Origin of the sequence: Enterobacter asburiae (assembly GCF_007035645.1) — a bacterium.
Lineage (GTDB): Bacteria > Pseudomonadota > Gammaproteobacteria > Enterobacterales > Enterobacteriaceae > Enterobacter > Enterobacter asburiae_B.
This window is the reverse complement of record NZ_AP019632.1, coordinates 2,359,044-2,384,096: the sequence shown is the minus strand read 5'-3', so window position 1 is coordinate 2,384,096 and position 25,053 is coordinate 2,359,044. Positions and strand designations below refer to the sequence as shown.

The following is a 25,053-nucleotide window of genomic DNA, read 5'->3' as shown; positions in this document are numbered from 1 at the left end:
TTCTCCCAAAGGGAGAGGGTGTAAACAGTTCCCTCTCCCTTTGGGAGAGGGTTAGGGTGAGGGGGAAACCCCAAAATCCTATGCTATGATTCATCCAGGACAAAAATAACAACAGAATGAATCACATGAATAAACTCGACGCCTTTATCCAGCACGCGGTCAGCTCCGTTCCCGTCAGCGGGACCTCGCTTATCTCCTCGTTATACGGTGACGCGCTTTCCCATCGCGGCGGTGAGATTTGGCTCGGTAGCCTGGCCGCCCTGCTGGAAGGCATGGGGTTTGGCGAGCGCTTCGTGCGCACCGCGCTGTTTCGCCTCAACAAAGAGGGCTGGCTGGACGTTTCCCGCATCGGGCGTCGCAGCTTTTACCGCCTGAGCGATAAGGGGCTTCGCCTGACGCGTCGCGCGGAGAATAAGATTTACCGCGCGGAACTGCCCGCCTGGGACGGCAAATGGCTGTTGCTGCTCTCCGAAGGTCTGGATAAAACCACCCTTGCCGACGTCAAAAAACAGCTGATCTGGCAGGGGTTTGGCACGCTGGCGCCGAGCCTGATGGCCTCGCCGTCGCAGCATCTGGCGGACGTGCAGTCCCTGCTTCACGATGCCGGCGTGGCGGAAAACGTGATTTTCTTTGAAGCCCACTCGCCGCTGGCGCTCTCCCGTGCCGCGCTGCGTTCGCGGGTGGAGGAGTGCTGGCAGTTAACCGAGCAAAACGCGATGTACGAGACGTTCATCGATTCATTCCGCCCGCTGCTGCCGCTGTTGAAAGAGGCCGCGCCGGAGGAGCTGACGCCGGAACGCTGTTTCCAGATCCAGCTGCTGCTGATTCACTTTTATCGTCGCGTGGTGCTGAAAGATCCGCTGCTGCCGGAAGAGTTGCTGCCCGCGCACTGGGCGGGGCAAAGCGCCCGACAGCTCTGCATTAACATCTATCAGCGTGTCGCGCCGGGGGCGCTGGCGTTTGTCAGCGAGAAGGGCGAAACCTCCGTGGGCGAGTTGCCCGTGCCCGGCACGCTCTACTATCAACGCTTTGGTGGTCTTACAAGCGCATAAGGAGTGAAGATGCCAGTTTATCAAATTGACGGTCTGACGCCGGTCGTGCCGGACGAGAGCTATGTTCACCCGACGGCGGTGCTGATTGGCGACGTGATTCTGGGCAAAGGCGTTTACGTCGGTCCTAACGCCAGCCTGCGCGGTGATTTTGGCCGTATCGTGGTGAAAGACGGTGCCAACATTCAGGATAACTGTGTGATGCACGGCTTCCCGGAGCAGGACACGGTGGTGGAAGAGGACGGGCATATCGGCCACAGCGCTATTCTCCACGGCTGCGTGATCCGCCGCAATGCGCTGGTGGGCATGAACGCGGTGGTGATGGACGGGGCGGTCATCGGTGAAAACAGCATCGTCGGCGCGGCGGCGTTCGTGAAGGCGAAAGCGGAGATGCCCGCCAACCATTTGATTATCGGCAGCCCGGCCAAAGCGATTCGCGAACTCAGCGAACAGGAGCTGGCGTGGAAGCAGCAGGGCACGCGGGAGTATCAGGTGCTGGTGGAGCGCTGCAAGCTAACTATGCACCAGGTGGAGCCGCTGCGAGACGTTGAGCCTGACCGGAAACGGCTGGCGTTTGATGAGAACTTAAGGCCGAAGTCGGCGGTGTAGGGCTCAGACCGTCTTTTTTCGCCATATCCATCAACAGCGCGATGCCAATGTAATTACTCCAGTTAAAGGTATTTTGCAGCACCACCACCGCATTGCCTTTTTCTTTGTCATAGCCGATAAAGCTGGAGTAACCGCCGATATAGCCGACCTGATAGGTGATTTTTTCCAGACCGATAAAGTCGGTGGTCCAGGCAATACCCTGCACTCCGTCAGGGCGTTGAATATCGGTATTTCTCACTTCGGCAAAGACATTGTCCAGCAGGGGATTGTGGGTCGTTGAGACGTGATAGCGGGCATAGGCCGCCAGATCTTCGGCGTTGCTGTACAAGCTCGCTGCCGCCACCATGTTGTTGGAAAAATGCCAGTCCGGGGTGAGCTGCCCGCGCGGGATGAATTTCGGCTGATCGCCCGCGTGGCCGAGCGCCCGCTGCGGGTAGCCTTTGAGCTGCTGGGGAATAAAGCTGCTGTTAGCCATTTGCAGCGGACGGAAAATATAGCGTGAGGCTAAACTCTGGATATCTTCGCCGGTCTTGTGCTTCAGGATATAGCCGATCAGGGCGTAGCCGGTATTGGAATATTGCGGCACTTTATTCTTTGGCGCCCGCCAGTCGGCGAGGTAGCGCAGCACGTTATCGCTGTCCAGCTCGCTATAAAAATTTTCGCCCGTGCTTAAATAGCCGATGAATTTCCCAAGCATCGGAACATCCATATTCTGACGCGGCAGGCCGGAGGTGTGGGTTACCAGTTCAAGCAGGGTGATTTTTTGTGCATCCGCGCTAAGCGGCGTCCCCGGCGGTAGCAATGTCGCCAGGTTATCGTTCCAGTTCAGTTGCCCTTCATTCACCAGACAAGCCACCACTTCCGCCGTGATCCCTTTGCTGAGCGAGCCGAGCGCAAACAGGGTGTCGGACCTGACCGGATAGCGATTGACCGCATCGGTTACGCCCCATGTGTAAAACTGCGGCGAGCCGTGATTATGGATCACCGCGACCGTCATCCCGGGAACGGATTTTTGCGCCATATAGTGACGCACCACGCTGTCAACGTCGCCATCCAGCGAATCATGGGTGAGAAGTTCCTGAGTACCTTCCGGGGAGGACATCTGTGAGAGCGTGCCACAACCGCTGAGGAGTGGGAGAGTAAGCAGAAGCCAGCGAATTTTTTTTGTTATGTTCTGCATACCTGATAGCGAGTGTGGTGGTCATTGGCGCGCCAGGAATGTATCACAAATAGCCTGCCTGAATGTAAACTTTCTAAACGGCGGCGGCCCTGTTGATGGTCACCGTGACTTTTCGGCCAGCCTTGAGGGATTTCAGTATGACTCGCTTTTATCAACTTACCGCCACCCGCCTAGATGGCCGCCTTATCTCAATGGCCGACTATGCGGGAAAGGTGGTTTTGGTCGTCAATACCGCCAGCCAGTGTGGCTTTACGCCGCAATATGCGGGCCTTGAAGCGCTATACAAGAAATACGCCGATCAAGGACTAGTGGTGCTGGGCTTCCCCTGCAACCAGTTCGGTAAACAGGAACCCGGCGGCGCCGACGAAATCTCGAAAACCTGTCACATCAACTACGGCGTGAGCTTCCCGATGTTTGAGAAGGTAGAAGTTAACGGTAACGCAGCGCACCCGCTGTTTCGTTATCTGAAAAACGAATTGCCCGGCGTGCTGGGAGGGCGGATCAAGTGGAACTTTACTAAGTTTCTGATCGGCCGCGACGGTAAACCACTCAAGCGTTTTGCTCCGGTGACCACGCCAGAGAAAATGGAGAGGGTGATTGTCGAGGCTTTGGGGAGGTGAGAGTTTTGGTGAATGGAATTAACCATGAGTCGGGCACTTCCGGAATACCCGATGTCCGCTTTGTGCCAGGAGCGGACTTTTAGTTCGCTGTAGTACCCTTTTATAAGCGTATGAGATGGAAAATAAAGAAGCCGCCAACTGGCGGCTTTTGTGCAGGAAGGTAAATTTAGCAGTATTCGATAATATCAAACCCTTCATCAGCCGTTGGCTCTTCGAAATAGCGCGTTATGATGTCAAATTGTTGGTCTGAGGCAGAAAATTCATGCACGCCTTCTGCATTACGGGCGCGCAAGCGGGATTTACATACTTCATCAGAAACTTTCAGATAGTGCAGCTGATTACTGGCACCTGACTCCTTAATAATGCTCATCATCCATTCACGATTTGTTTGTGTGTTTGCCGGGAAATCAAGAACTACTGATAAACCAGCTTTGAGTAGTGAAACCAGATGAGGCTTCATGGCATTTCTTAGTCTTAATGAATACTGTACATAATCAGATATGGATTGCATTTCATTGGTAAAGAGGGCAGCCAGCCAGCGATCCTCGCTGACAATTACAGTCCCAGGTGATGATCCTAATTTTGCTGACAATGTGGATTTTCCGGATGCAATTTTTCCACATAACAAGTGCAAGACAGGTTTTTCAGGCGTCGTTACTGCATTTGAGTCCATTCTTTACCTCACTGAATTGTTACCGGTAAGGCCCGCCTTACCGGCGGGAAAATGGCGAACGTTATCCCACCTGAGTCAGACAGGTGATAATAATCATTGAATAGGTTAGGACTGAGTGTGTTTTCATCGTCATTCAACTTAACAGAAAAAGACTCACACCGTTGGTGTAAATAGCATAAGGGTACGCCCACTGTTCGCTCAAAGCAGGCGTTTCCCCCTACTATGCTGCTTTCCAAAAACCATTTATCCCCGCAGCCACGGCGTAATCGTCAGCCCGGTAAGCAAGCCTTCCGGGCTGAGCAGGCGAGTGACGGTTTGCCCCCACGGTTCCAAACGGTTAGCTACCAGCAGCCGATAGCCTTTTTCACTTAGAACGCGGGTAGCCGAGTCCAGATCCTGAACCTCATACTCAACCCATCCCTGCGGTATCGGGTGCTCAACTGGCCACTTTTCCTCTCCAAAACAGGATGCAGCCGCCTGTGCGAGCGGCCAGACGGCGAAATGCTTCACGCCTTCCAGCTGATCCTCCTCAGTGAGCAGATAATCGGTATTCCCCTCCATCGGCTTCAGCGGAAGGCCGAGTGTCTGAACATAAAACGCGCTGCTGGACTCCGTATCCCGCGAAATGGGTCCGAACCCGGCGACGAACAAGACATCAATTTCCGGTAACGTCTGCGGCATATCCACTCCTGAATGAGGTGAAATTCACCCTGAATTTATCTTACGAACGGCGGAAATACGACCCTTAATTCTGGTATCGCATTCACCGTGCCTGCACGTCCACGACGGGTTTAAAATTCAGCGCGATAACGATCAGCAGCACGACTCCCGCACTCATGATCAGCCATGCGCTGGTCAGCGAGACCGAACTGTCGCGAACGATCCCCGCAATTAACGGCATAAGCGCGGCGATCGTGTATCCGCCTCCCTGAACTTTAGACAGCAACTTCCCGGCCTGCGCGGGCGTTCGCGCATGATCGAACGTGACGATGAGCGACAGCGGGAAGAGGGCGCCGATCCCGGTGCCAAGCAGCAACGTGGATAATACAGGCGTCGTACCCGGCGCAAAGACCAGACACAGTAATCCTGCCAGCAGCAACAGCAAAACGGCAATCAGCGGTACGCGACGATCGGGGAATTTACCGATCAGCGCGGAGACGGCAAACCCGGCGACAACCTCGGTCAACGTCAGCCAGGCCAGCATGTAGCCGCTGCTGCGTGCGGACCATCCCGCCTGAATATAGAGCGGGGGCAGCCAGGCCAATACCAGCGTGTAGGCGCCCGTTCCCACGCCGAAAAAGAGCAACAGTAGCCCTGTGCGAGAGGACGAGAGCGTAACGGTTTCGCGTGCTGTTTTTTCCCCTTGAGGATGCTTAACCAGGGTTAACCACAGTATCAGCGCCAGCAGCGCTAACAGCCCGGCCATTGCCAGCGTGGGCTTCAGCGTCAGCCATGAAAATAACGGCTCGGCGCTGGCGGCGGCGACTGCCGCACCGGCCATAATGCCCGTGCTGAAAAGCGACATTACCGTGCTGGACGTTTGCGTATATTCCTTTTTAATCAGGGCAGGCATTAACGCCTGGATCGTGCCTATACTGGCCCCGCCCAGTAGCGCGGTGCCCATAAGACTCTCCGGCGAGGCGCTAAAACCGCGCAGCAAACAGGCCGCAAGCAGGATAAAGAGCCCAAACATAATTCCCCGTACGGCGCCGACTCGGGCTAAAAGCCAGGGGCCACACAGGGCGGCAAGCCCCATCATCGCGACCGGCAGGGTGGTTAGCAGGCTGAATTGCGTAGCGGTCAGCCCTGCTTCGCGCTGCAGCACGGAAAACAGCGGTCCGACAGAAGCCAGAATGGGGCGCAGGTTCAGCCCGACGATAAAAGCGATAACGGCGAAGAGTAAAGGCGACGTGCGTTTCAACATGGAGTCCTTTTCGGTTGTGAATGGCCCGGGCAAATCGCACGAGCATTTATCTTAACATTAAGATAAAATATGTTTTTGCGTAAGATGTACCGCACAACAGGATAAATTCGCACGCCATCAGGGGTGAAAATGCAAGATCACGTAGACTTCGTTGTCGGCCAGTGGAGCCGCGCCATGCCGGAGCTGGACGCCTCGTCGATGAAAATTTTTGGCCGAATGCTCCGGCTGATGAAGCATCTGGGAAAAGAATGGGCGCAGGCGATGGCGCAGTTTGGCTTTCGCGAGGGCGAGTTTGACGTGCTCGCCACGCTGCGTCGCGCCGGTGAGCCGTACTGCCTTTCCCCCACGCAGCTCTATAAATCGCTGTTGGTAACCTCAGGGGCGATGACGAACCGGCTCAGCCATCTCGAACAGCTTGGGCTTATCAGGCGAATTGCCGATCCGGATGACAAGCGCAGCACCCTCGTAAGCCTGACGCCGCACGGGCAGGAGCGCATCGAACAGGCGCTGATCGTCCATACACAAACGCAAAATGCGCTGCTGAGCAACTTATCTGACGCGCAGCGCGCGCAGCTTGAGTCCCTGCTCAGGGAGCTGCTGATGACGTTCCCGTCTGAGGACCTGAGCGACAAGTCACAGAGTGCCGATAATACAAAAACTGCATAGCTAAACCTCACAGAAAGGGAATGTATGTCTTTACCACCACTGTATGCGCTGCGCGCTTTTGAAGTTGCCGCGCGGCTGAACTCCTTCAGCAAAGCGGCTGAAGCACTGAATATCACGCCGGGCGCGGTCAGCAGGCATGTCCGGACGCTTGAACAGTGGTTCGACTGTGAGCTCTTTAAACGCCAGGGGCCGCGAGTGGAGGTCAGTGATGCCGGACGTATTCTGGCCGGACAGCTCAGCGAAAGTTTCTCGAATATTGAGTGGGCCTGTCGCGCATTCAGAAGCGAAAACCACCTTCTGCGCCTCAAAGCCCCCAGCACCCTGACGATGCGGTGGCTGCTGAATGTGCTTAAATCCTTTCGCGAGAACCACGCTAAGCCAAAAATTGAAATTGCCAGCGTCTGGATGGACTTCGACACCGTTGACTTCAGCCGTGAGCCCTACGATTGTGCGATCCTGCTCGGTAATGGCTATTTCGGCGAGTCTACGGAAAGCAGGCTGCTCTTCAGTGAATGGCTCATTCCGGTTTGTACCCCGTCTTTGCTTGATTCAGCCCGGCATCAGCTTGCGCAGTGCGATATTATCCATCCCTCTCCGGACAGACGGGACTGGAAGCGATGGCTGAAAAGAACCGGGTCATTCCCAGGGCTCGACGTGAGTCGTGGAATCGTGTTCGACACCCTGGAGCAGGGAAGCCTGGCCGCCATGCACGGTCACGGCGTGACGATGGCCGACCTCCGCCTCACGCTCGACGCGCTGAAAAGCGGCCTGCTCGCGCTACCCTTCAGGGAAGCTATCGCAACCGGCGATGGCTACTACCTCGTCTGGCCGAAAAATTCGCTCAGAAGACAGAGTATTGAACGGTTGCTGGCGTGGCTTAACCTTAATGCGCCGGTGCTGCCTTCGTTGGATATCGTCTGTCTTGATTACAATGAAAATCGGGTTTAATAAATAGCGGAATATTTAGTGAAGGATATTCCGCATATAGAACATATTTATGCGTAGGGAATATTCGCCATCTGTTTATATCGCTCCGGCAGGGCGCTGTTCAGGTTGAGTAATTTATCCAGAATATAAAGCGCAGGCGTTCCCTTTGCTCGCTCGGCGTCGATCAGCGCAGTGCGTAACAGATTGGCAGCCGAGGTCATATCACGGAAATACTCCTGCGATTCACGCGTCTGAGCTTCGCCTGACGCGGCGTAACGCACCTTTGGCCAGTCCGCAAAGTCCAGCAGCGGAAGGATCCCATCCTCTTTTGGTAAATGCGCTGAGAGCAACTCTTCGGCGTTACCCGGATTGCTTTGGGCGAAAGCCAAAAGATGCAGTCGATGGATGAAGGGCGATAGCGCTTCTGAGCTTTCCTTTTCTGCTGAAAGTAACGTAATCAACTCATGCACATTTGTTTGGGCGCTAAATTTATGAGGCGAGATAATATTCAATACAGGGAATAAAACATCGAGTGTCATAGGTGCTCCATACAGGCTTAGTATTATTTATTTTTCTATCCCAGGGGTGAATGGATGGTATTTCAGGTGCGTCAATTTTTAAAAACGATAAATACTGGGAATCAATGTGAGTTTTACTCAACGTTGCGCTTTGGGGGCGATCGCGCGCATCCTCACGCTGCAGCGATTTGTTTCACAAATGCCATCGCTCATCGACCGTCCAGAATGGTATAACGTCGTGCGGCTAAAGGGTTGCCGTCCGCTGACTCCATTCACAAAGGTGTATATGAAACAAATTACGTTCAGTGACCTGCAGCAACAAAGCGAGCAGGCTGCCAATTCTCCTCGCTTACGCGCGCACCGCAATTTACATCCCGAGCTGAGCGACCCGGTACAGCGCCTGGCTATCGCGATGGAGCCTGGTACCTATGTTCGCCCTCATCGCCACCCGCACACGTTTGAACTGCTGACGGCTTTGAGCGGTCGCTTTCTGGTGTTGAATTTTGATGACGGCGGTAACGTGACCCAGCGCGTGGTGTTAGGTGAAGACTGCAAAGTGCTGGAGATGGATGCCGGTACCTGGCATGCCGTGCTGTCGCTGGATAAAGGCGGCGTCATTTTCGAGGTAAAACACGGCGGCTATCAGCCTGTTCCGGAGCACGATACCGCCCAATGGTCACCGGCTGAGAACGCGCCCGGTTGCGCGGAGCTGATGAAATGGTACGCCCAGGCGCAGGTGGGTGACGGGGGTTTTACCCTGTAAACCGGTGAATTTTGATAAAAATAATCACAAAAAGGATGTGCGTATGTTGAAAAGATTAGTCGCGGGGCAGATGAGCTTACCGATGACTTTCTGGGGATGGGGATTCTGCGGAGGTTTTCTGCTGGGTCTCATTGGGCTTGCTGGAGTGCATACCGGTCACCCGGCAATGGTTCCGCTTTCCTATATCCTTAAAGCCATTCTGTTCAGTGCTGTACTTTCCGGCATTACTTTCATTCTGCGTCGAAAAATCACAGTCTTGGGTGGGGTCGCTTTTTTTATTATTCTGATTCAGGTGATTATGAGCGTAGTGATGGCGATTGGCCTTTTCTCGTTATTTTTTGAATAATCGCTGGAAAGAGAGTTCCGGTTAGCCAGCAGGATTAAAAGATCGCCCCTGACGGTGGTAGGTGATAACGAGACACGCGCTTCCTTCTGGCGAAGGAGGCGCGCCTTTGCTGTGACTGAATAGCCGGTATTATTTAAGGCCCTCTAGCCCCTGCAGGAAATCCTCTACCTGCTCAGGCGTCGCCGTGTCTGCCTGGTAAAGGATATCGAGCTTAACGTTCTTCAACCCGCAGAAGCCAAACACGCCTTCGATTATCTGCGTCTGAATCGCCGTCGAATAGCCGTGTTTGTCGAATCCGGTGAGATCGCTGCCGCCGGTGGCGATCAGGCGGACAGGAACGTCGCGTAAGCTGCCCACAATCCGGCCATCGTCGGCCACCTTATACGCCCAGTTCAGGGTTAATACGCGATCGAACCAGCCTTTCAACAGCGCGGGGACCGACCACCAGTACACGGGGAAGACAAACACCAGCATATCCGCTCGCTCGACGCGCTGCTGCTCGCGCAGAATATCGTCGGGAAGGGCGCTCGGATCGCCGTGATACAAATCGAGATCGGCGCGGGTCATCGCCGGATTAAACCCTTCAGCATGCAGATCGGCAATCTCAACCTGCGTACCTTGCTCGCGTAATTTTCCGGCAATACGGGCTGCCAGCGAATGGGATAACGAATTGTCGACAGGATGAGCCGTCACGATCAGTGCGTTATTAATGGCATTTGTAGCAGACATAGCGACCTCGAATGGGTGAGAACTGACGCCTATATTACTATTGGTAACTTAGGTGTCAATCCGCCCCCAGCGATCATTTTGTGCTATTCACGTAGGTCTCCAGCACGCCGGTCATGGCGCCGCTGAGCGTATCTTCCGCCACGTTCCGGGCGAGCACGCCGTTGCCCGCGGCGGTGCTGAGCGCGTCCGCCGCGCCAATGATGGCCGTCAGTACCGCTTCTCCCTGAACGCCTTTCAGCGCAACGAACGGGGAAAGCGCGGTACGCAGGCAGTCGGCGCATTCGGCCACGCATGCCTCACGAAACGTCTGCAGCGCGTGGGATCCGGACAGCGCCGCGGCGATTGGGCCGGTCTCCGGCCCGGCACTAATGGCGCAGTCGATATAGGCGGCGCTGAAAAAGCGGATCGTCTTTTCCAGCGTTTTGCTGTCGACCGCCAGCGTCTCGCGGAACTTCGCCAACTGCCGGTCGCTATAATCCTGATACAGCGCCATCAGCAGCCCTTCACGATCGCCAAAGTGGTCGTAGGGGATAGGCTTGGTCACGTTGGCTCGTTCGGCCAGGTAGCCAAGGGTCAGCGCCTCCGTGCCTTGCTGACGAACGATTCCGCGCGCAACCTCCAGCAGCTGCACGCGGCGGTCCTCTTTTCTTAAGCGCTTAACAACCATGCTTTCCTCAGAAGTGTTATCTACTCATGGTAGTTTACACGTTTTCTGCAGGGTGCTGCACGCGTTGTTCCGCAGGGCGGATCCGGAACCAGATCGCATACATCGCGGGCAGGAAGACGAGCGTGACGATCGTCCCGCCCAGCGTTCCGCCTATCAGCGTGTAGGCCAGCGTGCCCCAGAACACCGAATGCGTCAGGGGAATAAACGCCAGCACGGCGGCCATGGCGGTCAGAAGGACAGGGCGTGCGCGCTGGACCGTCGCTTCAACCACCGCCTGGAACGGCTCGAGGCCCTCCTTCTGGTTATGATCGATTTGACCGATCAGGATCAGCGTATTGCGCATCAGAATGCCGGAAAGGGCGATCAAGCCGACCAGCGCGTTGATGCCAAACGGCTGATTGAAAATCAACAGCACGGGCACCACGCCAATCAGCCCCAGCGGCGCGGTTAAGAACACCATCACCATCGCCGAGATTGAGCGCACCTGCAAAATGATGATCAGCAGCGTCAGGGCAATCATGATCGGAAACAGCGGGATCATGGCCTGCGTGGCTTTGCCCGATTCCTCAATCGAACCCGCCATGTCGATACGGTATCCGGCCGGCAGCGCGTCAACAATCGGCTGGAGCTGCTTCATGACGGCGACCGACACATCCGGTGGCTGAAGATGGTTAGCGATATCGCCCCGCACGGTAATCGTCGGGGTGCGATCGCGACGGCGCAGGATCGGATCTTCCATACCGATCTCAATCTTGCCGATTTGAGACAGCGGAACGCGCTGTCCCGCATTGCCGACAAGGGTGAAACCCTCGATTTTGGCCGGGTCAAGACGGATATCTCCCGCCGCGCGGCCAATGACCTCAACCGAGCGAATATCTTCCCGCACGGAGGTGACAGGCACGCCTGAGAGCAGAAACTGAAGCTGATCGGCAACGGCACTGGAGGTTAAGCCGGTCGCCTGCAGGCGGTTTTGATCGAGAGTGAAATGCAGGACGGGAACGCGCGACCCCCAGTCGGTGTTGACGGTTCTCATCATCGGGCTCGCCTGAAGCACGGCTTTCACCCGGTCAGCGATGTCATGCACCTGTTCGACATCCGGCCCCGACACGCGCCAGGCAACCGGGAAGGGCGAGTACGGGCCAAACACCAGCTGCGTTACCCGCACGCGCGCTTCGGGGGCAAGGCCGTTGGCGACAGCGTCTCTCAGCCGGAGCTTGAGCGCCTCGCGTGACGTCTCGCTGTCCGTCAGGATCACTATTTTCGCAAAAGACGGGTCGGGCAGTTCTGGCGCCATCGCCAGATAAAAACGGGGTGAACCCTGACCAATATAGGCCGTGACAATTTTGGCTTCAGGCTGCTGGCCCAGCCACGCTTCGATTTTTGCGGTGGCGGTGCTGGTTTGCTCAATCGAGGTACCGTAGGGCATCTGCACCTCAACCAGTACTTCCGGGCGGTCGGAGGTTGGGAAAAATTGTTTTTTTACCAGGCCCATGCCGAGCACGGCCACGATGAAAATGGCGACCACCGAGCCGGCCACCCGCCATTTTCTGGCGATAACGCGGGCAAGCAGCTGGCGAAAACGGTTATAGCGAGGCGTGTTATAGATGGCGGCATGACCCCCTTCCACTTTAGGGATCGCCGGCAGGATCTTCACCCCAAGATAGGGCGTGAACACCACCGCGACAAACCACGAGGCAATCAGGGCGAGGCCGACGATCCAGAACATATTGCTGGTGTATTCCCCTGCGGTCGACTGGGCAAAACCATTCGGCATAAAGCCAATGGCCGTCACCAGGGTACCGGCCAGCATGGGCGCGGCGGTATGGCTCCAGGCGAAGGCCGAGGCTTTGATTCTGTCGTAACCTTCCTCCATTTTCACCACCATCATTTCGATGGCGATAATGGCATCATCAACCAGCAGGCCGAGGGCGAGGATCAGGGAGCCCAGCGTAACGCGGTCAAAGTTTATCCCCGCGGCTTCCATCACCACGAAAACGACAGCCAGCGTCAGCGGTACCGCCGCCGCAACGACAACACCCACGCGCCAGCCCATGCTGACAAAACACACCACCATGACCACAAGCAGGGCGACGAAGAATTTGATCATGAACTCATCGACCGACGAGCGAATATTCACGGACTGGTCGGTAACTTTGGTCAGGGACATGCCAAGCGGCAGGCTATCATTTATTTTTGCCGTTTCCGCATCCAGCGCTTTCCCCAGCGCCAGACCGTTCCAGCCTTCACGCATCACGATGCCCAGCAGAAGGGCGGGCTCATGCTGATTGCGTATCAGCATCGTCGGGGGATCTTCGTAGCCTCGCTCAACCGTTGCCACATCGGACAGCTTGAGCGTTTTGCCCTGAGCCACAAAAGGCGTATCGCGGATTTTCTGCAGTTCATCGAACGCGCCGTCCAGGCGGATAAAAATCTGCGCGCCTCGGGTCTCAATGGAGCCCGCCGCGGCTAAAGCGTTCTGGCTGTTGAGGGCGTTGAAAATGTCCTGGGGTGAGAGCCCTATCGTCGCCAGACGGTCGTGGGAGAAGGAGATGTAAATCCGCTCGGCCTGTTCGCCGATAATGTTCACTTTCTTCACGCCGGGAACGTGCAGGAGCTGCTGGCGCAGGCCTTCGGCATCGCGTACCAGCTGCCGCTGCGGTTCGCCTTTCGCTTTCAGGGCAAAGAGGGCAAAGGTGACATCCGAGAATTCGTCATTGATCATCGGGCCGATGACGCCCGCCGGAAGACGCTGAGATTCATCTCCAAGCTTCTTCCGCGCCTGATAGAACTCCTCCTGCACTTCGGCTGGCGGGGTCTTGTCCTGCAATGACAACGTGATAAACGCCATGCCGGGACGGGTATAGGTTTCGGTACGGTCGTACCATTTGAGTTCCTGCAGGCGCTTTTCCAGCGGCTCGGCGACCTGATCCTGAATTTCCTGCGCGGTGGCGCCCGGCCAGACGGTTATCACCGTCATTTGCTTTACCGTGAAGGGCGGATCTTCCGCCCGCCCGAGCCCAAAGAAGGCGTAAATTCCGGCAATCGTGACCAGAACGATCAGAAACAGCGTGACGGAACGTTCGCGGACGGCCAGCGCCGACAGGTTAAAGCGGCTTCCGCTCATGGTGTGTTCTCCGCCAGGGCGGCATTGCGCTGCTTAGCAAGCCTGACGACCTCACCTTCGTGCAGAAGATGGGCGCCTAACGCAACAATCTTCTCACCGGGCTTCACGCCGCCCGTGACCTGCGCCGCATCTTCACCCACGCTCAGCACCCTGACGGGCGTCCATGCAACCTTTGCCGGCTGGGCGGAAATACGCCAGACGCCGGGACCTTTTCCTGCATCATAGAGTGAAGCCAGCGGGACCTGCATGACCTGACCTTCCGCTTTATTGTCCTGAATGTTCAGCGTGACGGTTGCCCCCAGCGGCGCGTTCGCCAGCAGGCCATCCAGCACGTAGCGGGCTTCATACGTGCGGGTCGCGGCATCGGCCGAATCAGACAGCAGGCGCAGCGTTGCGGTGACCGGATGTTTTTCATTGCCATACAGCGTGGCCTGCGCTTCGCTGCCGACGGCAGGGCGCAGCGTTTCCGGAAGCTGGACGAGCGCTTCACGCTGTCCCGCTCTGGCGAGCCTGATCGCCACCTGTCCGGCGCTGACGACCTGACCCGGCTCGGCGAGCGTCTCCATGACCACGCCGTCCGAATCCGCCAGCAGCACGGCATAGCCCGTGGCGTTTTGCGCCACGCTGGCCTGCGCCCGGGCGGCGCTGAGATCGGCCCTGGCCGTATCGGCCGCCGCTTTGATCTGGTCATACTCCGAGGCAGACACCGCGCCGGACGCCACAAGACCGCGATAGCGCGCCTCATCGCTGGTGGCTTTTCGCGCGCGCGCCTGGGCCGCATCTACCGCGCGCTGCTGCGCCTGAGCCTGTAACTTCAGGTCAAGCGGATCCAGGCGCAGCAGGGGCTGGCCCTGTTTGACGGTCTGGCCCGTATCGACCAGCCGCTCAAGGATTTTTCCCTGAACCCTGAAACCTAAATCGCTTTGCGTTCTTGCTACCACCACGCCCGTGAAGGCGCGGGCGTTATTGTTCGCAAGCTCGACGGAGGCGGATCTGACGAGCGGTGGCTTGGTGCGCGGATCGTCACTCGCGGAAATATCGCCGCACGCCACCAGGGCAAACGGCAGGAGACAAACGGCAACGCGGGCTGAAGTGAGCCTGAGCATGGGAAACCTTTTTGACGTAACAGGACGGTATCCGCATTCTCTGACTAGTGACCAAAATTGTCAATGGTCACAAATTAGGGGGCCAGGCTTCTTAAAATCAGTGAAGAGAGAAGCACCGCCGCGGTGGGAGCCATTTCGAGGTTGTACTGTAGCTGAACGGGGTTAATGTAAGGGCACATCACCATGTAGACGGCACAGGTGACTTCATCCAGCGGCGTTTTTCTTTCAAACTCGCCGGCCTGCCTGCCTTCGATAATGATGCTCTCGATCAGCTTCATCAGGCTTTCACTGTACTTTTGCGTGGAAGGCCACTGCTCCTGCGCGGCGACGGCGGCGATGTCGTATAGCTTACGGTCGTGGAAAAACAGCTCGCTTCCCGCCTCGGTGAGCGCTTTGAAAAGGCGGCGTAATTTTTCGCTTGCTGACGGCGCATCCTTGATGGCGGAAAGCACTGCCGCCATGATCAGCTCCAGGCGGTTAGCGCAGATCACCTCGCCGATAGCCTGTTTGGAATCGAAAAACTTATAAATGTAGGACTTTGAAAAGCCGATGGATTTAGCCAGTTCGGCGACGGTGGTTTTTTCATAGCCGTAGTGGCCGAAGTGCTCAAAAGCCGCTTCGACGATTTGCTCTCTGACAGCGTGGTCAAGGGGACCACGTGATGATGGGGGATTCATATTTTTAGTCATTATTTAAGCTTAGCGTGACAGGCTACGATTAACAACGAGTGACCATTTTGAGATTTGGTTACCGTCATTCATCATGCGCCCTTCAGACGGGACGATCAACCAGGTGGGGTAAGTGTATCACTGTTTTTCGTGCACTATGGCATCTATCTGCCTGCGATAAGCGAGGATTTCAGCGCAACTCCCTTGCGCTGAACAGGGCCGTTTTTGCTTAAGCCGAGCGCGGACGCAATATTTTTTCAACGATAAGCACCAGACGCCTGCGCGTCACGAACCGGTGTAGCTGCCCCAGAAGCCAGTTACCGCATCCGGTAATCAGGTAGTTACGGTTACTCTCCACGGCCTTCAACGCCAGGGTGACCACCTTGTGCGCGGGCATTCTTTTCCCTACCGAGGCCTCCTCTGCATTCACCACATCAAAAAAGGCCGTATCCGTTGCGCCGGGGCAAAGCGCCAGGACGCGGATGCCCCTGGAGCGATACTCTCCCCACAGCGCGTTCGAAAACGAGAGCAGAAATGCTTTGGTTGCGCCATAAATCGCCATATAGGGATCCGGCTGCATCGCGGCGGTTGAGGCAACGTTAATAATTACCCCGGAGCCCTGCTGCAGCATTCCCGGCAGCAAGGCGTGAGTCAGCTCCACGGGGGCCATGCAGTTTACGTTTATCTCATCACGCTGCCTGTCGATCGACAGCTTTTCGAATGGCCCGTAGGTGGCGAAGCCGGCGCAATTGATCAGAATTTTGGCTGTCTGGGTTGACGACAAATTTACCGCTGAGCAAAAACAGGCTTCACTGCGCCGCAAGCTGCAGCAGCTTGAAGAGAAAGAAGCGGCGTTAATTGAACTCAGAGCCAGGTTGAAAAACGCCCTTAATAAGGTCGGTCAGCCTTGTGTCGACACGTTTTGACGCCGGGTGAGAGGAGGCCGCAAAACCGATGCGGCCTTATCTGTCAGGCAGCCAGTTCAGGCATCTGCTCCTTCACGAAATTCAATACTTTCCTCGCGTCGAGAGAGGCATAGGGCAGGCTCTCAATAATGGCGATTGAACGCGTATTGCCCACCGTTTCTTTTATCTCATCGAGTTTGTACTGAATGTGCGGCGCGATGAGGAAACCATCGAAAGCGGGAGCGACGCTGGCGAAGTTATCCAGCCCAACAGCGCTAATCATCAGCGGATAGCCTTCGCGTTCTGCCAGAGACTGCATCTTTTTGGCGAGAGAGTTTGCGGTATTACCAAACAAACAACAGATCAGAAGCTTTTTCATATTTTGTACCTCCTGAAAACCGCACACAGAGTAGTCCTGAGGTTGTCACCGAAATGCGCGCCATCTCTTATTTTGGCGAGAAATTAACCGCAGATGCCTGACGCGATTTAATTTTACTGTTTTTTTAGCCAGTCGAGAAAAAACTGGCTAAACGCCGTGACCTGAAGCGGCTGCAGTTTGCGCTGGGGGTAAACAAGCTGCAGGCCGACATCTTTGCGATCGTATCGGCTAAAGCCGGTGAAGCTGTCGGCAAACAGTACCGTGAGCCTTCCGGTTTCAACATCGTCTTTGACGTCCCACCACGATTTCCCCGCGATGCCAGCCCCGCTGAGAGCCCACTGACGAAGCAAAGCCCCGTCGTCGCACACCATGGCTGGCTCTACGCGAACGACGCTTTCATCGCCATCTTTTTCAAAGCGCCATTCGTTCATCACCACACCCTGAGACTCAAGCGCCAGGCACCGGTGCTGAGCTAAATCGGCAAACGTGGCGGGGATGCCGCGTTCGTTAAGATACTCCCTGGAGGCGACCAGCACCCGATGGTTCGGGCGGATATTTCTGACGACAAGGCTGCTGTCCGGCAGGTTGCCGAAACGCACGCTCATATCCAGCCGGTTAGCGACCAGGTCCTCAACGTTTTCTCTTAGCGAGATGAAAAATTTAACGTCGGGATGGCGTCGGGAGAATTCCACGACGGCGGGGCTGAGATACTGTCTGCCAAAGTCCGAGGGCGCAGAAAGGCGAATGTTGCCGCTGAGCACGCCTTCCTTTTGCGTCAGTAACGACTCGGCGTGATGCACTTCTTCCAGCACGCGCAGCGCGGCATGGTAAAACTCTTCCCCGGCGCGGGTCAGCGCGATCGATCGCGTTGAGCGGTGAAACAGGCGCGTCTGGTAACGCTCCTCAATCGCCTTCAGCCTGGCCGTCATGGTGGCGGGGGAAAGCGACAGGCGTCGCCCGGCGGCAGAAAGACCGCCAGCCTCGGCAACTTCCACCAGTAACGCCATGTCTTCGAGTTTACCCATTATTCATATTTTCCGAAAAGTGCATCTGATTTTAGCGTAATTATCAAAATCAGATGCCGACTGTAAAGTGATTTCATCCAAACCATAAGGGATGAAAACATGCAACGTACCTCACTTTTTGAACGCTACAGGCTGGGTCAGCAAGACCTGAAAAACCGTATCGTCATGGCGCCGATGACCCGCGCGCGCTCCCTTCAGCCGGGAAATATTCCCTCGGCGCTGATGGCGGAGTATTACCGGCAGCGGGCCAGCGCCGGATTAATCATCACGGAAGCCACGCAGATTTCGCCTCAGGGCCAGGGATACTCCTGGACGCCCGGCATCCATTCGCCTGAGCAGGTTTCAGGATGGCAGCTCACCACGGGCGCCGTGCATCAGGCGGGCGGGGTGATTTTTTCGCAGCTCTGGCACGTCGGGCGAATGTCGCACGCCAGCTTTCATCAGGATGGTCAGCCCGTCGCCCCGTCAGCACTGGCGCCGGACGCGCAGGTGTGGGTGGTGAATGAAAAGGGGGAAGGCCAAATGGTTGACTGTCCGCAGCCGAGAACCCTCTCGCGCAAGGACATTCACAGCATCATCGCGGACTATCGTCAGGCGGCACTGAATGCCGTTCAGGCCGGGTTTGACGGCGTGGAGGTTCACGGCGGAAACGGCTATCTGATCGACCAGTTTCTTCGTCAAACCTCCAACAAACGCACGGACGAGTACGGCGGCACGCTGGCGAACCGGATCCGCTTTGCTCAGGAGGTGCTAAGCGCCATTGCCGAGGCCATTGGCCGCGAGCGTACGGGCATTCGCCTTTCCCCGTTTATTACCCAGCGCGGGATGAACGATCCGCAGGTGACGGTAGCCATACTCGCTCTCGCGGCCTGGTGTGAACAAGAAGGGATCGCGTTCATCCACCTGGCGGAAGCCGACTGGGACGATGCGCCGCAGGTGCCTGAGCCGTTCCGACAATCGCTACGCGAGACATTTAGCGGAACCCTTATAGTCGCGGGGAACTATGACCTTGAAAAAGCGGAAAAGATCCTTGCTGCCGGCTATGCCGATTTGATTGCCTTCGGACGGACGTTTATTGCCAACCCGGATTTACCCCACCGGCTGGCGCACCAGCTGCCTCTGGCCCAGGTGCGCGATCCCGCCACGCTGTTTGGCGGCACCGCGACGGGATATACCGATTACCCCATTTACACCCTGCAGGAGAAGACGTTATGACCCGTAAAACCTTAATTATCGGCGGCGCTTCCGGCATCGGTTTCGCCGTGGGCAGCCTGCTTGCCGGGCGCGGCGAGGAGATTATTCTCGCGGGCCGCGACGGCGCGAAGCTGGACGCTGCGCGGCAACGGCTGAGCGCCCACGCCGCGTCTGTTCATACCCTCGTGCTGGATATCAGTCGTGAGGCAGAGCTTGTCGCACTCGGTGAAACGCTGGGTGAGGTCAATAATATCGTCGTTACGGCGGGTTCACAGGCACCGGGAGGGCTTCTTTCCGGGCTGGATCTCCGCGCGGCAAGGCTGGCTTTTGATACAAAATTCTGGGGAAGCATCAATGTCGCCCGCTATCTCTGCGGGAACATCGCCCCCGGCGGTACGCTGACGTTCACCAGCGGGTTCGTGGCGCGTCGCACCGTGGCGGGCGCCATTGTTAAAACGACGATGAATGCCGCCATCGAGGCCGCGACAAAAGTGCTGGCGAAAGAGCTTTCACCGCTGCACGTCAACGTCGTGAGTCCGGGGCTGACCGACACGGAAGCGTATGCGGGCATGGACGCCGCCGCGCGGGAAAAAATGCTCGCTGGCGCGGCGGAAACCCTGCCAGCCAAAGCCTGGGGAAGGGCGGAGGACGTGGCGCAAGGATATCTTTTCGCCATTGATAATCCCTTTGTCACGGGGTCGGTCATTGATATTGAAGGCGGGGCGTTAATTAACTGACCCTCTCTGATTTGAACCGCAGGAAATCGACTGCGGGTAATGTAATACTCTATTGAGAGATATCATGAAATATTCGACGTATTTTTATTCGGCTGTAGCGATGGTTATTTTTGCAGGTCTGTCGGGCAATGCGATTTCCGCGCAGGGGGAATGGCTTCAGCCGAAACAGCTTATAGTGGACAACAGCCTGCCGCAGGCGCAATTAAAGGTGAATGAAGCCGTTGCCAGAGAATATGCTTCATTCTGGAACACGGGTAATGAAACCCTGGCGCGTGATGCCCTGGCGGCAGGTTTTATTGATAAAACGCCTCCGGAAGGGCGTAGGCAGGGGCCGGAAGGCGCTATTTTAGCGTCCCGAGCGTTTCGCGCAGCCGTGCCTGATTTGCGCTGTGACGTTGAGCAAATGATTATTTCAGGCGATCGCGTGGTTTCGCATTTACATTTTCACGGCACGTTCACCGGAACATTTGGCAAGCTGAAAGGACAGGGGCAGAAAATTGATTTTATCGCCACGGATATTTATGAGATTGGTGACGGTAAAATTGTGGCTAACTGGCATATTGAGGACAACCTGACGCTGATGAAACAGCTGGGCGCGCTGTAAATTCATCACTCCGGGGCGGCCCGGAGTGATGCAAAAATCCTATAAGCCAAGATCGCTCAGCGAAGGGTGATCGTCCGGGCGTCTGCCCAGCGGCCAGTGGAACAGACGCTCAGAGGCTTTGATCGGCATATCGTTTACGCAGGCAAAGCGGCGCTTCATCAGTCCGTCCGGTTCAAACTCCCAGTTTTCATTGCCGTAAGAGCGGAACCAGTTGCCGGAATCATCATGCCATTCATAGGCATAACGCACCGCGATCCGGTTCTCCGTAAATGCCCAGAGCTCTTTAATCAGACGATAGTCCAGCTCTTTTTTCCATTTCCGCTCCAGAAACGCCTGGGCTTCTTCACGGTTGGTGGCGAACTCTGCGCGGTTACGCCATTGGGTATCCAGCGTATAGGCAAGCGCGACTTTCGCCGGGTCGCGGCTGTTCCAGCCATCTTCTGCCAGTCTGACTTTTTCGATGGCGCTTTCACGAGTGAAGGGCGGTAAAGGAGGACGTGTGTTCATGGCGATTACCTCAGTGTTATATTATGTAGACAGGTCTGTCTACTTGCGGTAATCTATGCCTGTAAAATAACGCTGTCAACATTATTTTAGAGGCTACCCAAAAGTGAAAACAGAACCCGCAGACAACGATACTAAAATCAGCGTCAGAGATAAGATATTACTCACGGCGCACGATCTGTTTTATTCCACGGGCTTCAGGGCGACGGGGGTGGATACGCTTATTAAAGCGTCTAAAGTGACCAAGGTGACGTTCTATCGCCATTTCCCGAGTAAAAGCTTGCTTATTCTTGCCTATTTGAACTACCGGCATGAAATATGGATTAACTGGTTTGAGACCACGCTGCGTCGACATCTCGATCAAGGCGAAATACCTGCTGATGCGATATCCGCAACGCTTTACGAATGGTTTATTTCGCCCGAGTTCCACGGCTGCGCGTTTATTAACGCCAGCGCAGAGGCGAAATCGGAAGATATTGAAAACGAAATAAAAGAGATATGCCGCAGTCATAAATCAGAAACAAAGAAAATTATTGCCTTGCTGACGAAGAGTGCTGATGAGCGCGTCGTCAATGAAATCATGCTGCTCATTGACGGCGCAATTATTCATGCACAGATGGGCATGGATTCAGAAACGGTTAGACATGCGTTAAAAAAGGGCCTGGAGAAACTGTCCAAACAGTGATATTCCCCGGTGCTTAATCAACTCTCGCACCGAGCCGATTAAGCACCCGCGTTACACTGTGGGAATGGTGCCGCCATCAATCACAAATTCAGTACCGGTGATACTCGCAGCATGCGATGAAGCGAGGAAGACGATGAGGTTGGCCACCTCTATCGGTCTGGCAGGGCGTCCGAGCGGTATTCCACCTAGCGCCTTCATAATGATCTGCTTGCCGCCTTCGTAGTCTGTACCTGCCTGCTTTGCCAGCCTCTCCGCCAGTGCAACCGCCGCTTCAGTTTCGATCCAGCCGGGTGCAACGCGCACCACCCGAACGCCCTTCGGTGAGACTTCCTTTGAAAGGCTTTTACTGTAGGTTGAGAGGGCTGCTTTAGCCGCCGCATAACCCGTTGTTGATTCCGGTAACGGCAGCTCGCGCTGAATAGACGTCACGTGAATAATCACCCCATTTCCCTGCGCGAGCATTCCGGGAAGCAGGGCGCGATCTAAGCGTACTGCAGGCAACAAATTAAGATTGAGCTCCTGCTGCCACTCTTCTTCGCCAAGCGCAGCAAAACCGCCACCGGGTGAGGTTGAACCGCCCGCAACATGGATAATCACGTCGACGCCTCCCATCTGCTCCTGAACTGCAGATGCGACAGCGGCACATCCAGCGACCGTCGTAAGATCAGCGGCGACGAAAGTATCTGCGACATCTACGTCCGGCTCGTGGCGCGCAGTGGTGAATACCGTTGCACCGAGCTGTTTTAAAAGCCCGACGACCGCTTTTCCGAGCCCTTTCGTGCCAGCGGTAACAAGCACGCGTTTGCCTTTAAAATCAATATCTAATGACATGACCTTGCACTCCCGTTATTTACAGTACAGGTATATTCAACATAGACTGAGAAATTGACAAGTACGCACGAAAAAGTGAGCTACTGAATTATGAGTAAGTTATATAGTCCGGAATCTGCCGCGAGCGGCGTGGAGCAAGTGTTACGGCTGCTGGAAGGCCGCTGGAAATTAATTATTCTTTTTCATCTTTTCGACGGAAAAGTGCAGCGCTACTCTGATTTCGAAAAACTGATCCCCGGTATTTCCCAGAAGATGCTGGCGCAGCAGCTCAGGCAACTTGAATCCGATGGTATCGTTTCGCGGATGGTCTACCCGCAAGTGCCACCGAAAGTGGAGTATCGCCTCACCGATTGGGGGCAGGCATTATGTCCGGCGCTTGATGCCATGCTGAAATGGGCAGAAAAGCGCGAGGCTTACGCAAGCCAGTAAATCCGGCGGCCAGCACGCTGCAATGGGATAGCGTGCCCGTAACCCATTTATGCAAAGGAAACGAAAAATGAGAACACAGAAGCGATGCCTTGGCTGCGTGGCTATTGTGGTTGATGACTACGATCGCGCCATTGAATACTACACAGATAAGCTGGGTTTTACCCTCGTAGAGGATACGCCTCAACCGGGTAAACGCTGGGTGGTCGTCTCACCCAACCCGGAAAGTGACTGCAACATTTTGCTGGCTCGCGCTTCTAACGAGAGGCAGGAAAGCTTTATCGGCAATCAATGCGGCGGCAGAGTTTTCCTCTTCCTCCAGACGGACGATTTTTGGCGCGATTACCGTGCCATGAAAGACAAAGGCGTTCATTTCTGTGAAGAGCCTCGTGAGGAAGAGTACGGTACGGTAGTGGTGTTTGAAGATATTTACGGCAACCGCTGGGATCTCTACCAAAATGCCCAACGCGGGTGATTACCAGGGAGACTTTCCATGACGCTTCAAATTCGACAGGCCACCCGTGCCGATGCCGCGCTCTTAAGCGAGCTGGGATACCGAATCTATCCCGCCCATTTTCAGCATCTGTGGGTGTCAGAGGCAGAGATGAAGGATTTTCTGGACGGCGAGTACGCGCTTTCCGTACTTGAACAGAGCCTGAAAGATAACGCTGTTTCCTGGTATGTTGCTGAGACCGATCGGCCAGTGGGATTTATGAAAGTGACCTGGGAAGCCCTGCTCCCGGAAACGGACAAGAAGGGCGTTCTCCTCAACAAGCTCTACCTCGATCCCACCGAGACCGGCAAGAACTATGGCCAGGTGATGTTCAACAGCATCACCGACATGGCCCGGAGCAGGGGAAAAGACTATCTCTGGCTGGAAGTGCTTGAGCAGAACGCGGGAGCGTACCGGTTCTACCAGAAGCAGGGCATGCTCTGCGTTAAGAACGTCCTTTTCGAAACCGCATCACAGCAGAGCATAATCAGGATTATGGGGATGTCTCTTTAGAGCGAGAGCTCTCGTCGCGCTGTGCCAGCGACAGCGCGCTGGCGCTGGCGGGATCGAACAGCGAGAGGCTCTCAATCTGATTGAGTAAAATCACCTTCCGGAATGACATGGCGCTGCGGGGTTCGGAGTCGAGCGTGATGTCATGCTCCGCATACCATTTGCTGTAGTTATTCTCGATGCGAAAGTTCATCGTCTTCGCATCTCTGTACCCGCTTAACATCGGAATCAGCACGATATTGGCCGTTTTTTCATATTCCAGCGTCGCGGTGTGGATCATGCCGACGTAAATCCGCCTCGACCGCAGCGTGACCTGCGCCAGTTCCCCTTGCTCCATACACTGATACAGCAGCTGTTCAATACCGCTCGACTGCGCCAGACGTTTGTAGAGCTTTTTCCGGCTTTCGCCGTCCAGCCTGGCGCTGCCTGCCCAGTTAGAGCGGTAGAGGCAAAACAGGATGGCAAACGCCAGCATCACGACCACCGGCGCCTGAATGCCTAAAAAGCTCCAGTTCATAAAGTCGATTTGCCAGTCGGTATATTTCGGCGAGGCAAAGTGAAAAGCGTTGTTGGCTGCAGAAAGAGAGAGCAGGAGCAGCCAGAGCAGACCGGTGGCAATCACGCCCTGCAGAACGAAAATACAGCCGTACAGCGCCACAAGAAAATAGACGTCCCAGCCAAAGGAGCGCTTGATTTTAAAGCGTGTCGACAGGTCGCGGCTGGTGTACCAGTACCCGCATACCATCAGCACCATAAATATCGCCGTTCCCATATCAGGCCCTCTTCAGCATGTTGACGTGACGCAGAAAATCCTGCCGTACCTCGTTGCTTTTGTAGTTCACCGAGGCGTTCCCGTCCTGGTCGATAATGATGCGATCGCCATCTTCGACGGCTTCTATGATTTCCTGCTGGCTCATCACCTGCAGTAAGGATTCCGGGCTGGAGAAAAGGGAGAGAAAGAAACGTTTCACGAGGACATCCTTATGAATAAAAAGGATAAGCCTGGAAGAAGACCGGCGAGTTTGCCTTAAGGATATCCTGAAAGTTAAAGCCGGGTGGCGGCTACGCGTTACCCGGCCTGAAAAATCACTCTTTTGCGCAACTTTAAATTATTGATATATAGCCAGAATAAAAAATAAATCTCCACAAACTTGGACAAATAACGTTAATTGTGTAAGTTTTAGGTATGCG

32 protein-coding genes are annotated in these 25,053 nt (G+C 55.5%); 15 read left to right on the top strand and 17 right to left on the bottom strand.

The features are described from left to right. The first annotated feature begins 116 nt into the window (after positions 1–116). Together paaX and paaY are read left to right on the top strand one after the other, a co-directional pair. Positions 117–1,052, top strand: coding sequence for a phenylacetic acid degradation operon negative regulatory protein PaaX (paaX, locus tag FOY96_RS11280; protein WP_033145431.1), 936 nt, complete (start codon positions 117–119; stop codon positions 1,050–1,052). Between the two features lie 9 nt (positions 1,053–1,061). Next, complete coding sequence (gene paaY / locus FOY96_RS11275) at positions 1,062–1,658, top strand: phenylacetic acid degradation protein PaaY (RefSeq protein ID WP_045888537.1); 597 nt, start codon at positions 1,062–1,064, stop codon at positions 1,656–1,658. Here paaY and FOY96_RS11270 read toward each other — a convergent pair. Continuing rightward, entirely contained in the window at positions 1,567–2,838 is a 1,272-nt protein-coding gene (locus FOY96_RS11270; RefSeq protein ID WP_143347069.1) for a serine hydrolase domain-containing protein, read from the bottom strand. The genes paaY and FOY96_RS11270 overlap by 92 nt on opposite strands. 137 nt (positions 2,839–2,975) lie before the next feature. Here FOY96_RS11270 and FOY96_RS11265 point away from each other — a divergent pair, with 137 nt between their 5' ends. Beyond that, entirely contained in the window at positions 2,976–3,458 is a 483-nt protein-coding gene (locus FOY96_RS11265) for a glutathione peroxidase (protein ID WP_143347068.1), read from the top strand. 166 nt (positions 3,459–3,624) lie between these two features. Here FOY96_RS11265 and FOY96_RS11260 read toward each other — a convergent pair whose 3' ends face one another. From FOY96_RS11260 to FOY96_RS11250, 3 genes are all read right to left on the bottom strand, one after another. Further along, on the bottom strand, positions 3,625–4,131 hold the full coding sequence (locus FOY96_RS11260) for a P-loop nucleotide/nucleoside kinase family protein (RefSeq protein WP_143347067.1): 507 nt from the start codon (positions 4,129–4,131) through the stop codon (positions 3,625–3,627). A 243-nt stretch (positions 4,132–4,374) separates the two neighbouring features. Beyond that, positions 4,375–4,812 carry a VOC family protein gene (locus FOY96_RS11255; RefSeq protein WP_112778035.1) on the bottom strand — a complete coding sequence of 146 codons (438 nt, stop codon included), beginning with the start codon at positions 4,810–4,812 and terminating at the stop codon, positions 4,375–4,377. Positions 4,813–4,894: 82 nt separating this feature from the next. Further along, on the bottom strand, positions 4,895–6,055 hold the full coding sequence (locus FOY96_RS11250) for an MFS transporter (protein WP_143347066.1): 1,161 nt from the start codon (positions 6,053–6,055) through the stop codon (positions 4,895–4,897). 129 nt (positions 6,056–6,184) lie between these two features. On the opposite strand from FOY96_RS11250, the gene FOY96_RS11245 reads away from it, so the two are divergent. Together FOY96_RS11245 and FOY96_RS11240 are read left to right on the top strand one after the other, a co-directional pair. Next, positions 6,185–6,721, top strand: a complete 537-nt coding sequence (locus FOY96_RS11245; RefSeq protein ID WP_143347065.1) for a MarR family winged helix-turn-helix transcriptional regulator — start codon at positions 6,185–6,187, stop codon at positions 6,719–6,721. 24 nt (positions 6,722–6,745) lie between these two features. Continuing rightward, a complete protein-coding gene (locus tag FOY96_RS11240) occupies positions 6,746–7,669 on the top strand; it encodes a LysR substrate-binding domain-containing protein (protein ID WP_143347064.1) in 924 nt (307 codons plus the stop codon). Between the two features lie 47 nt (positions 7,670–7,716). Here the strand turns inward: FOY96_RS11240 and FOY96_RS11235 are convergent, their stop codons facing one another. Continuing rightward, positions 7,717–8,187 (bottom strand): hypothetical protein, encoded by a 471-nt coding sequence (locus FOY96_RS11235; RefSeq protein ID WP_143347063.1) that lies wholly within the window; start codon positions 8,185–8,187, stop codon positions 7,717–7,719. Between the two features lie 265 nt (positions 8,188–8,452). On the opposite strand from FOY96_RS11235, the gene FOY96_RS11230 reads away from it, so the two are divergent. Together FOY96_RS11230 and FOY96_RS11225 are read left to right on the top strand one after the other, a co-directional pair. Next, positions 8,453–8,929: a WbuC family cupin fold metalloprotein gene (locus FOY96_RS11230; protein ID WP_033145441.1), complete on the top strand. Its 477-nt coding sequence runs from the start codon at positions 8,453–8,455 to the stop codon at positions 8,927–8,929. Between the two features lie 43 nt (positions 8,930–8,972). Continuing rightward, entirely contained in the window at positions 8,973–9,275 is a 303-nt protein-coding gene (locus tag FOY96_RS11225; protein WP_033145442.1) for a hypothetical protein, read from the top strand. 129 nt (positions 9,276–9,404) lie between these two features. Here FOY96_RS11225 and FOY96_RS11220 read toward each other — a convergent pair whose 3' ends face one another. From FOY96_RS11220 to FOY96_RS11195, 6 genes are all read right to left on the bottom strand, one after another. Further along, positions 9,405–10,004 carry an NAD(P)H-dependent oxidoreductase gene (locus FOY96_RS11220; RefSeq protein ID WP_143347062.1) on the bottom strand — a complete coding sequence of 200 codons (600 nt, stop codon included), beginning with the start codon at positions 10,002–10,004 and terminating at the stop codon, positions 9,405–9,407. 73 nt (positions 10,005–10,077) lie between these two features. After that, a complete protein-coding gene (locus FOY96_RS11215; RefSeq protein ID WP_023335591.1) occupies positions 10,078–10,671 on the bottom strand; it encodes a TetR/AcrR family transcriptional regulator in 594 nt (197 codons plus the stop codon). A gap of 34 nt (positions 10,672–10,705) precedes the next feature. Beyond that, positions 10,706–13,795, bottom strand: a complete 3,090-nt coding sequence (locus FOY96_RS11210; RefSeq protein ID WP_143347061.1) for an efflux RND transporter permease subunit — start codon at positions 13,793–13,795, stop codon at positions 10,706–10,708. Beyond that, positions 13,792–14,901 carry an efflux RND transporter periplasmic adaptor subunit gene (locus FOY96_RS11205; RefSeq protein ID WP_143347060.1) on the bottom strand — a complete coding sequence of 370 codons (1,110 nt, stop codon included), beginning with the start codon at positions 14,899–14,901 and terminating at the stop codon, positions 13,792–13,794. The genes FOY96_RS11210 and FOY96_RS11205 overlap by 4 nt, the downstream gene beginning before the upstream one ends. Positions 14,902–14,975: 74 nt before the next feature. After that, positions 14,976–15,590: a TetR/AcrR family transcriptional regulator gene (locus FOY96_RS11200; protein WP_143347059.1), complete on the bottom strand. Its 615-nt coding sequence runs from the start codon at positions 15,588–15,590 to the stop codon at positions 14,976–14,978. A gap of 208 nt (positions 15,591–15,798) precedes the next feature. Further along, positions 15,799–16,353, bottom strand: coding sequence for an SDR family NAD(P)-dependent oxidoreductase (locus FOY96_RS11195; protein ID WP_269473741.1), 555 nt, complete (start codon positions 16,351–16,353; stop codon positions 15,799–15,801). Here FOY96_RS11195 and FOY96_RS11190 point away from each other — a divergent pair. After that, positions 16,301–16,495: a hypothetical protein gene (locus tag FOY96_RS11190; RefSeq protein WP_269473788.1), complete on the top strand. Its 195-nt coding sequence runs from the start codon at positions 16,301–16,303 to the stop codon at positions 16,493–16,495. The two genes, FOY96_RS11195 and FOY96_RS11190, sit on opposite strands and share 53 nt — an antisense overlap. Positions 16,496–16,538: 43 nt before the next feature. Here FOY96_RS11190 and FOY96_RS11185 read toward each other — a convergent pair whose 3' ends face one another. Further along, positions 16,539–16,853: a PTS sugar transporter subunit IIB gene (locus FOY96_RS11185; RefSeq protein ID WP_033145449.1), complete on the bottom strand. Its 315-nt coding sequence runs from the start codon at positions 16,851–16,853 to the stop codon at positions 16,539–16,541. 113 nt (positions 16,854–16,966) lie between these two features. Then, positions 16,967–17,878, bottom strand: coding sequence for a LysR family transcriptional regulator (locus FOY96_RS11180; protein WP_143347058.1), 912 nt, complete (start codon positions 17,876–17,878; stop codon positions 16,967–16,969). A gap of 99 nt (positions 17,879–17,977) precedes the next feature. Here FOY96_RS11180 and FOY96_RS11175 point away from each other — a divergent pair, with 99 nt between their 5' ends. The 3 genes from FOY96_RS11175 to FOY96_RS11165 all read left to right on the top strand — a co-directional run bounded on the left by FOY96_RS11175 (position 17,978) and on the right by FOY96_RS11165 (position 20,413). Then, positions 17,978–19,093, top strand: a complete 1,116-nt coding sequence (locus tag FOY96_RS11175) for an alkene reductase (protein ID WP_143347057.1) — start codon at positions 17,978–17,980, stop codon at positions 19,091–19,093. Then, on the top strand, positions 19,090–19,809 hold the full coding sequence (locus tag FOY96_RS11170) for an SDR family oxidoreductase (RefSeq protein WP_143347056.1): 720 nt from the start codon (positions 19,090–19,092) through the stop codon (positions 19,807–19,809). Before FOY96_RS11175 ends, FOY96_RS11170 begins: the two co-directional genes overlap by 4 nt. A gap of 64 nt (positions 19,810–19,873) precedes the next feature. Further along, the gene (locus FOY96_RS11165) at positions 19,874–20,413 is read left to right on the top strand and encodes an ester cyclase (RefSeq protein ID WP_126793994.1); all 540 of its coding nucleotides are present in this window, start codon (positions 19,874–19,876) and stop codon (positions 20,411–20,413) included. Positions 20,414–20,452: 39 nt separating this feature from the next. Here FOY96_RS11165 and FOY96_RS11160 read toward each other — a convergent pair whose 3' ends face one another. Further along, positions 20,453–20,920, bottom strand: coding sequence for a nuclear transport factor 2 family protein (locus FOY96_RS11160; protein WP_023311608.1), 468 nt, complete (start codon positions 20,918–20,920; stop codon positions 20,453–20,455). Positions 20,921–21,023: 103 nt separating this feature from the next. Here FOY96_RS11160 and FOY96_RS11155 point away from each other — a divergent pair, with 103 nt between their 5' ends. Further along, complete coding sequence (locus tag FOY96_RS11155) at positions 21,024–21,602, top strand: TetR/AcrR family transcriptional regulator (RefSeq protein ID WP_143347055.1); 579 nt, start codon at positions 21,024–21,026, stop codon at positions 21,600–21,602. A gap of 51 nt (positions 21,603–21,653) precedes the next feature. On the opposite strand, the gene FOY96_RS11150 is transcribed toward FOY96_RS11155, so the two are convergent. Then, positions 21,654–22,433 carry an SDR family oxidoreductase gene (locus FOY96_RS11150; protein WP_033145455.1) on the bottom strand — a complete coding sequence of 260 codons (780 nt, stop codon included), beginning with the start codon at positions 22,431–22,433 and terminating at the stop codon, positions 21,654–21,656. Between the two features lie 90 nt (positions 22,434–22,523). Here FOY96_RS11150 and FOY96_RS11145 point away from each other — a divergent pair, with 90 nt between their 5' ends. The 3 genes from FOY96_RS11145 to FOY96_RS11135 all read left to right on the top strand — a co-directional run bounded on the left by FOY96_RS11145 (position 22,524) and on the right by FOY96_RS11135 (position 23,865). Then, entirely contained in the window at positions 22,524–22,862 is a 339-nt protein-coding gene (locus FOY96_RS11145) for a winged helix-turn-helix transcriptional regulator (protein WP_023311611.1), read from the top strand. A 67-nt stretch (positions 22,863–22,929) separates the two neighbouring features. Beyond that, positions 22,930–23,334 carry a VOC family protein gene (locus tag FOY96_RS11140; RefSeq protein ID WP_032639272.1) on the top strand — a complete coding sequence of 135 codons (405 nt, stop codon included), beginning with the start codon at positions 22,930–22,932 and terminating at the stop codon, positions 23,332–23,334. A gap of 18 nt (positions 23,335–23,352) precedes the next feature. Next, complete coding sequence (locus FOY96_RS11135; RefSeq protein WP_143347054.1) at positions 23,353–23,865, top strand: GNAT family N-acetyltransferase; 513 nt, start codon at positions 23,353–23,355, stop codon at positions 23,863–23,865. On the opposite strand, the gene FOY96_RS11130 is transcribed toward FOY96_RS11135, so the two are convergent. Both FOY96_RS11130 and FOY96_RS11125 read right to left on the bottom strand, forming a co-directional pair. Further along, positions 23,846–24,634, bottom strand: coding sequence for a hypothetical protein (locus tag FOY96_RS11130; RefSeq protein ID WP_143347053.1), 789 nt, complete (start codon positions 24,632–24,634; stop codon positions 23,846–23,848). The genes FOY96_RS11135 and FOY96_RS11130 overlap by 20 nt on opposite strands. A gap of 1 nt (position 24,635) precedes the next feature. Continuing rightward, on the bottom strand, positions 24,636–24,833 hold the full coding sequence (locus tag FOY96_RS11125) for a hypothetical protein (protein WP_023311615.1): 198 nt from the start codon (positions 24,831–24,833) through the stop codon (positions 24,636–24,638). Positions 24,834–25,053 lie beyond the last annotated feature (220 nt).

Coding starts and splice junctions, on each gene's coding strand:
- paaX (WP_033145431.1), top strand. CDS start 117: ATGAATCACATGAATAAACTCGACGCCTTTATCCAGCACGCGGTCAGC.
- paaY (WP_045888537.1), top strand. CDS start 1,062: ATGCCAGTTTATCAAATTGACGGTCTGACGCCGGTCGTGCCGGACGAG.
- FOY96_RS11270 (WP_143347069.1), bottom strand. CDS start 2,838: ATGCAGAACATAACAAAAAAAATTCGCTGGCTTCTGCTTACTCTCCCA.
- FOY96_RS11265 (WP_143347068.1), top strand. CDS start 2,976: ATGACTCGCTTTTATCAACTTACCGCCACCCGCCTAGATGGCCGCCTT.
- FOY96_RS11260 (WP_143347067.1), bottom strand. CDS start 4,131: ATGGACTCAAATGCAGTAACGACGCCTGAAAAACCTGTCTTGCACTTG.
- FOY96_RS11255 (WP_112778035.1), bottom strand. CDS start 4,812: ATGCCGCAGACGTTACCGGAAATTGATGTCTTGTTCGTCGCCGGGTTC.
- FOY96_RS11250 (WP_143347066.1), bottom strand. CDS start 6,055: ATGTTGAAACGCACGTCGCCTTTACTCTTCGCCGTTATCGCTTTTATC.
- FOY96_RS11245 (WP_143347065.1), top strand. CDS start 6,185: ATGCAAGATCACGTAGACTTCGTTGTCGGCCAGTGGAGCCGCGCCATG.
- FOY96_RS11240 (WP_143347064.1), top strand. CDS start 6,746: ATGTCTTTACCACCACTGTATGCGCTGCGCGCTTTTGAAGTTGCCGCG.
- FOY96_RS11235 (WP_143347063.1), bottom strand. CDS start 8,187: ATGACACTCGATGTTTTATTCCCTGTATTGAATATTATCTCGCCTCAT.
- FOY96_RS11230 (WP_033145441.1), top strand. CDS start 8,453: ATGAAACAAATTACGTTCAGTGACCTGCAGCAACAAAGCGAGCAGGCT.
- FOY96_RS11225 (WP_033145442.1), top strand. CDS start 8,973: ATGTTGAAAAGATTAGTCGCGGGGCAGATGAGCTTACCGATGACTTTC.
- FOY96_RS11220 (WP_143347062.1), bottom strand. CDS start 10,004: ATGTCTGCTACAAATGCCATTAATAACGCACTGATCGTGACGGCTCAT.
- FOY96_RS11215 (WP_023335591.1), bottom strand. CDS start 10,671: ATGGTTGTTAAGCGCTTAAGAAAAGAGGACCGCCGCGTGCAGCTGCTG.
- FOY96_RS11210 (WP_143347061.1), bottom strand. CDS start 13,795: ATGAGCGGAAGCCGCTTTAACCTGTCGGCGCTGGCCGTCCGCGAACGT.
- FOY96_RS11205 (WP_143347060.1), bottom strand. CDS start 14,901: ATGCTCAGGCTCACTTCAGCCCGCGTTGCCGTTTGTCTCCTGCCGTTT.
- FOY96_RS11200 (WP_143347059.1), bottom strand. CDS start 15,590: ATGACTAAAAATATGAATCCCCCATCATCACGTGGTCCCCTTGACCAC.
- FOY96_RS11185 (WP_033145449.1), bottom strand. CDS start 16,853: ATGAAAAAGCTTCTGATCTGTTGTTTGTTTGGTAATACCGCAAACTCT.
- FOY96_RS11180 (WP_143347058.1), bottom strand. CDS start 17,878: ATGGGTAAACTCGAAGACATGGCGTTACTGGTGGAAGTTGCCGAGGCT.
- FOY96_RS11175 (WP_143347057.1), top strand. CDS start 17,978: ATGCAACGTACCTCACTTTTTGAACGCTACAGGCTGGGTCAGCAAGAC.
- FOY96_RS11170 (WP_143347056.1), top strand. CDS start 19,090: ATGACCCGTAAAACCTTAATTATCGGCGGCGCTTCCGGCATCGGTTTC.
- FOY96_RS11165 (WP_126793994.1), top strand. CDS start 19,874: ATGAAATATTCGACGTATTTTTATTCGGCTGTAGCGATGGTTATTTTT.
- FOY96_RS11160 (WP_023311608.1), bottom strand. CDS start 20,920: ATGAACACACGTCCTCCTTTACCGCCCTTCACTCGTGAAAGCGCCATC.
- FOY96_RS11150 (WP_033145455.1), bottom strand. CDS start 22,433: ATGTCATTAGATATTGATTTTAAAGGCAAACGCGTGCTTGTTACCGCT.
- FOY96_RS11145 (WP_023311611.1), top strand. CDS start 22,524: ATGAGTAAGTTATATAGTCCGGAATCTGCCGCGAGCGGCGTGGAGCAA.
- FOY96_RS11140 (WP_032639272.1), top strand. CDS start 22,930: ATGAGAACACAGAAGCGATGCCTTGGCTGCGTGGCTATTGTGGTTGAT.
- FOY96_RS11135 (WP_143347054.1), top strand. CDS start 23,353: ATGACGCTTCAAATTCGACAGGCCACCCGTGCCGATGCCGCGCTCTTA.
- FOY96_RS11130 (WP_143347053.1), bottom strand. CDS start 24,634: ATGGGAACGGCGATATTTATGGTGCTGATGGTATGCGGGTACTGGTAC.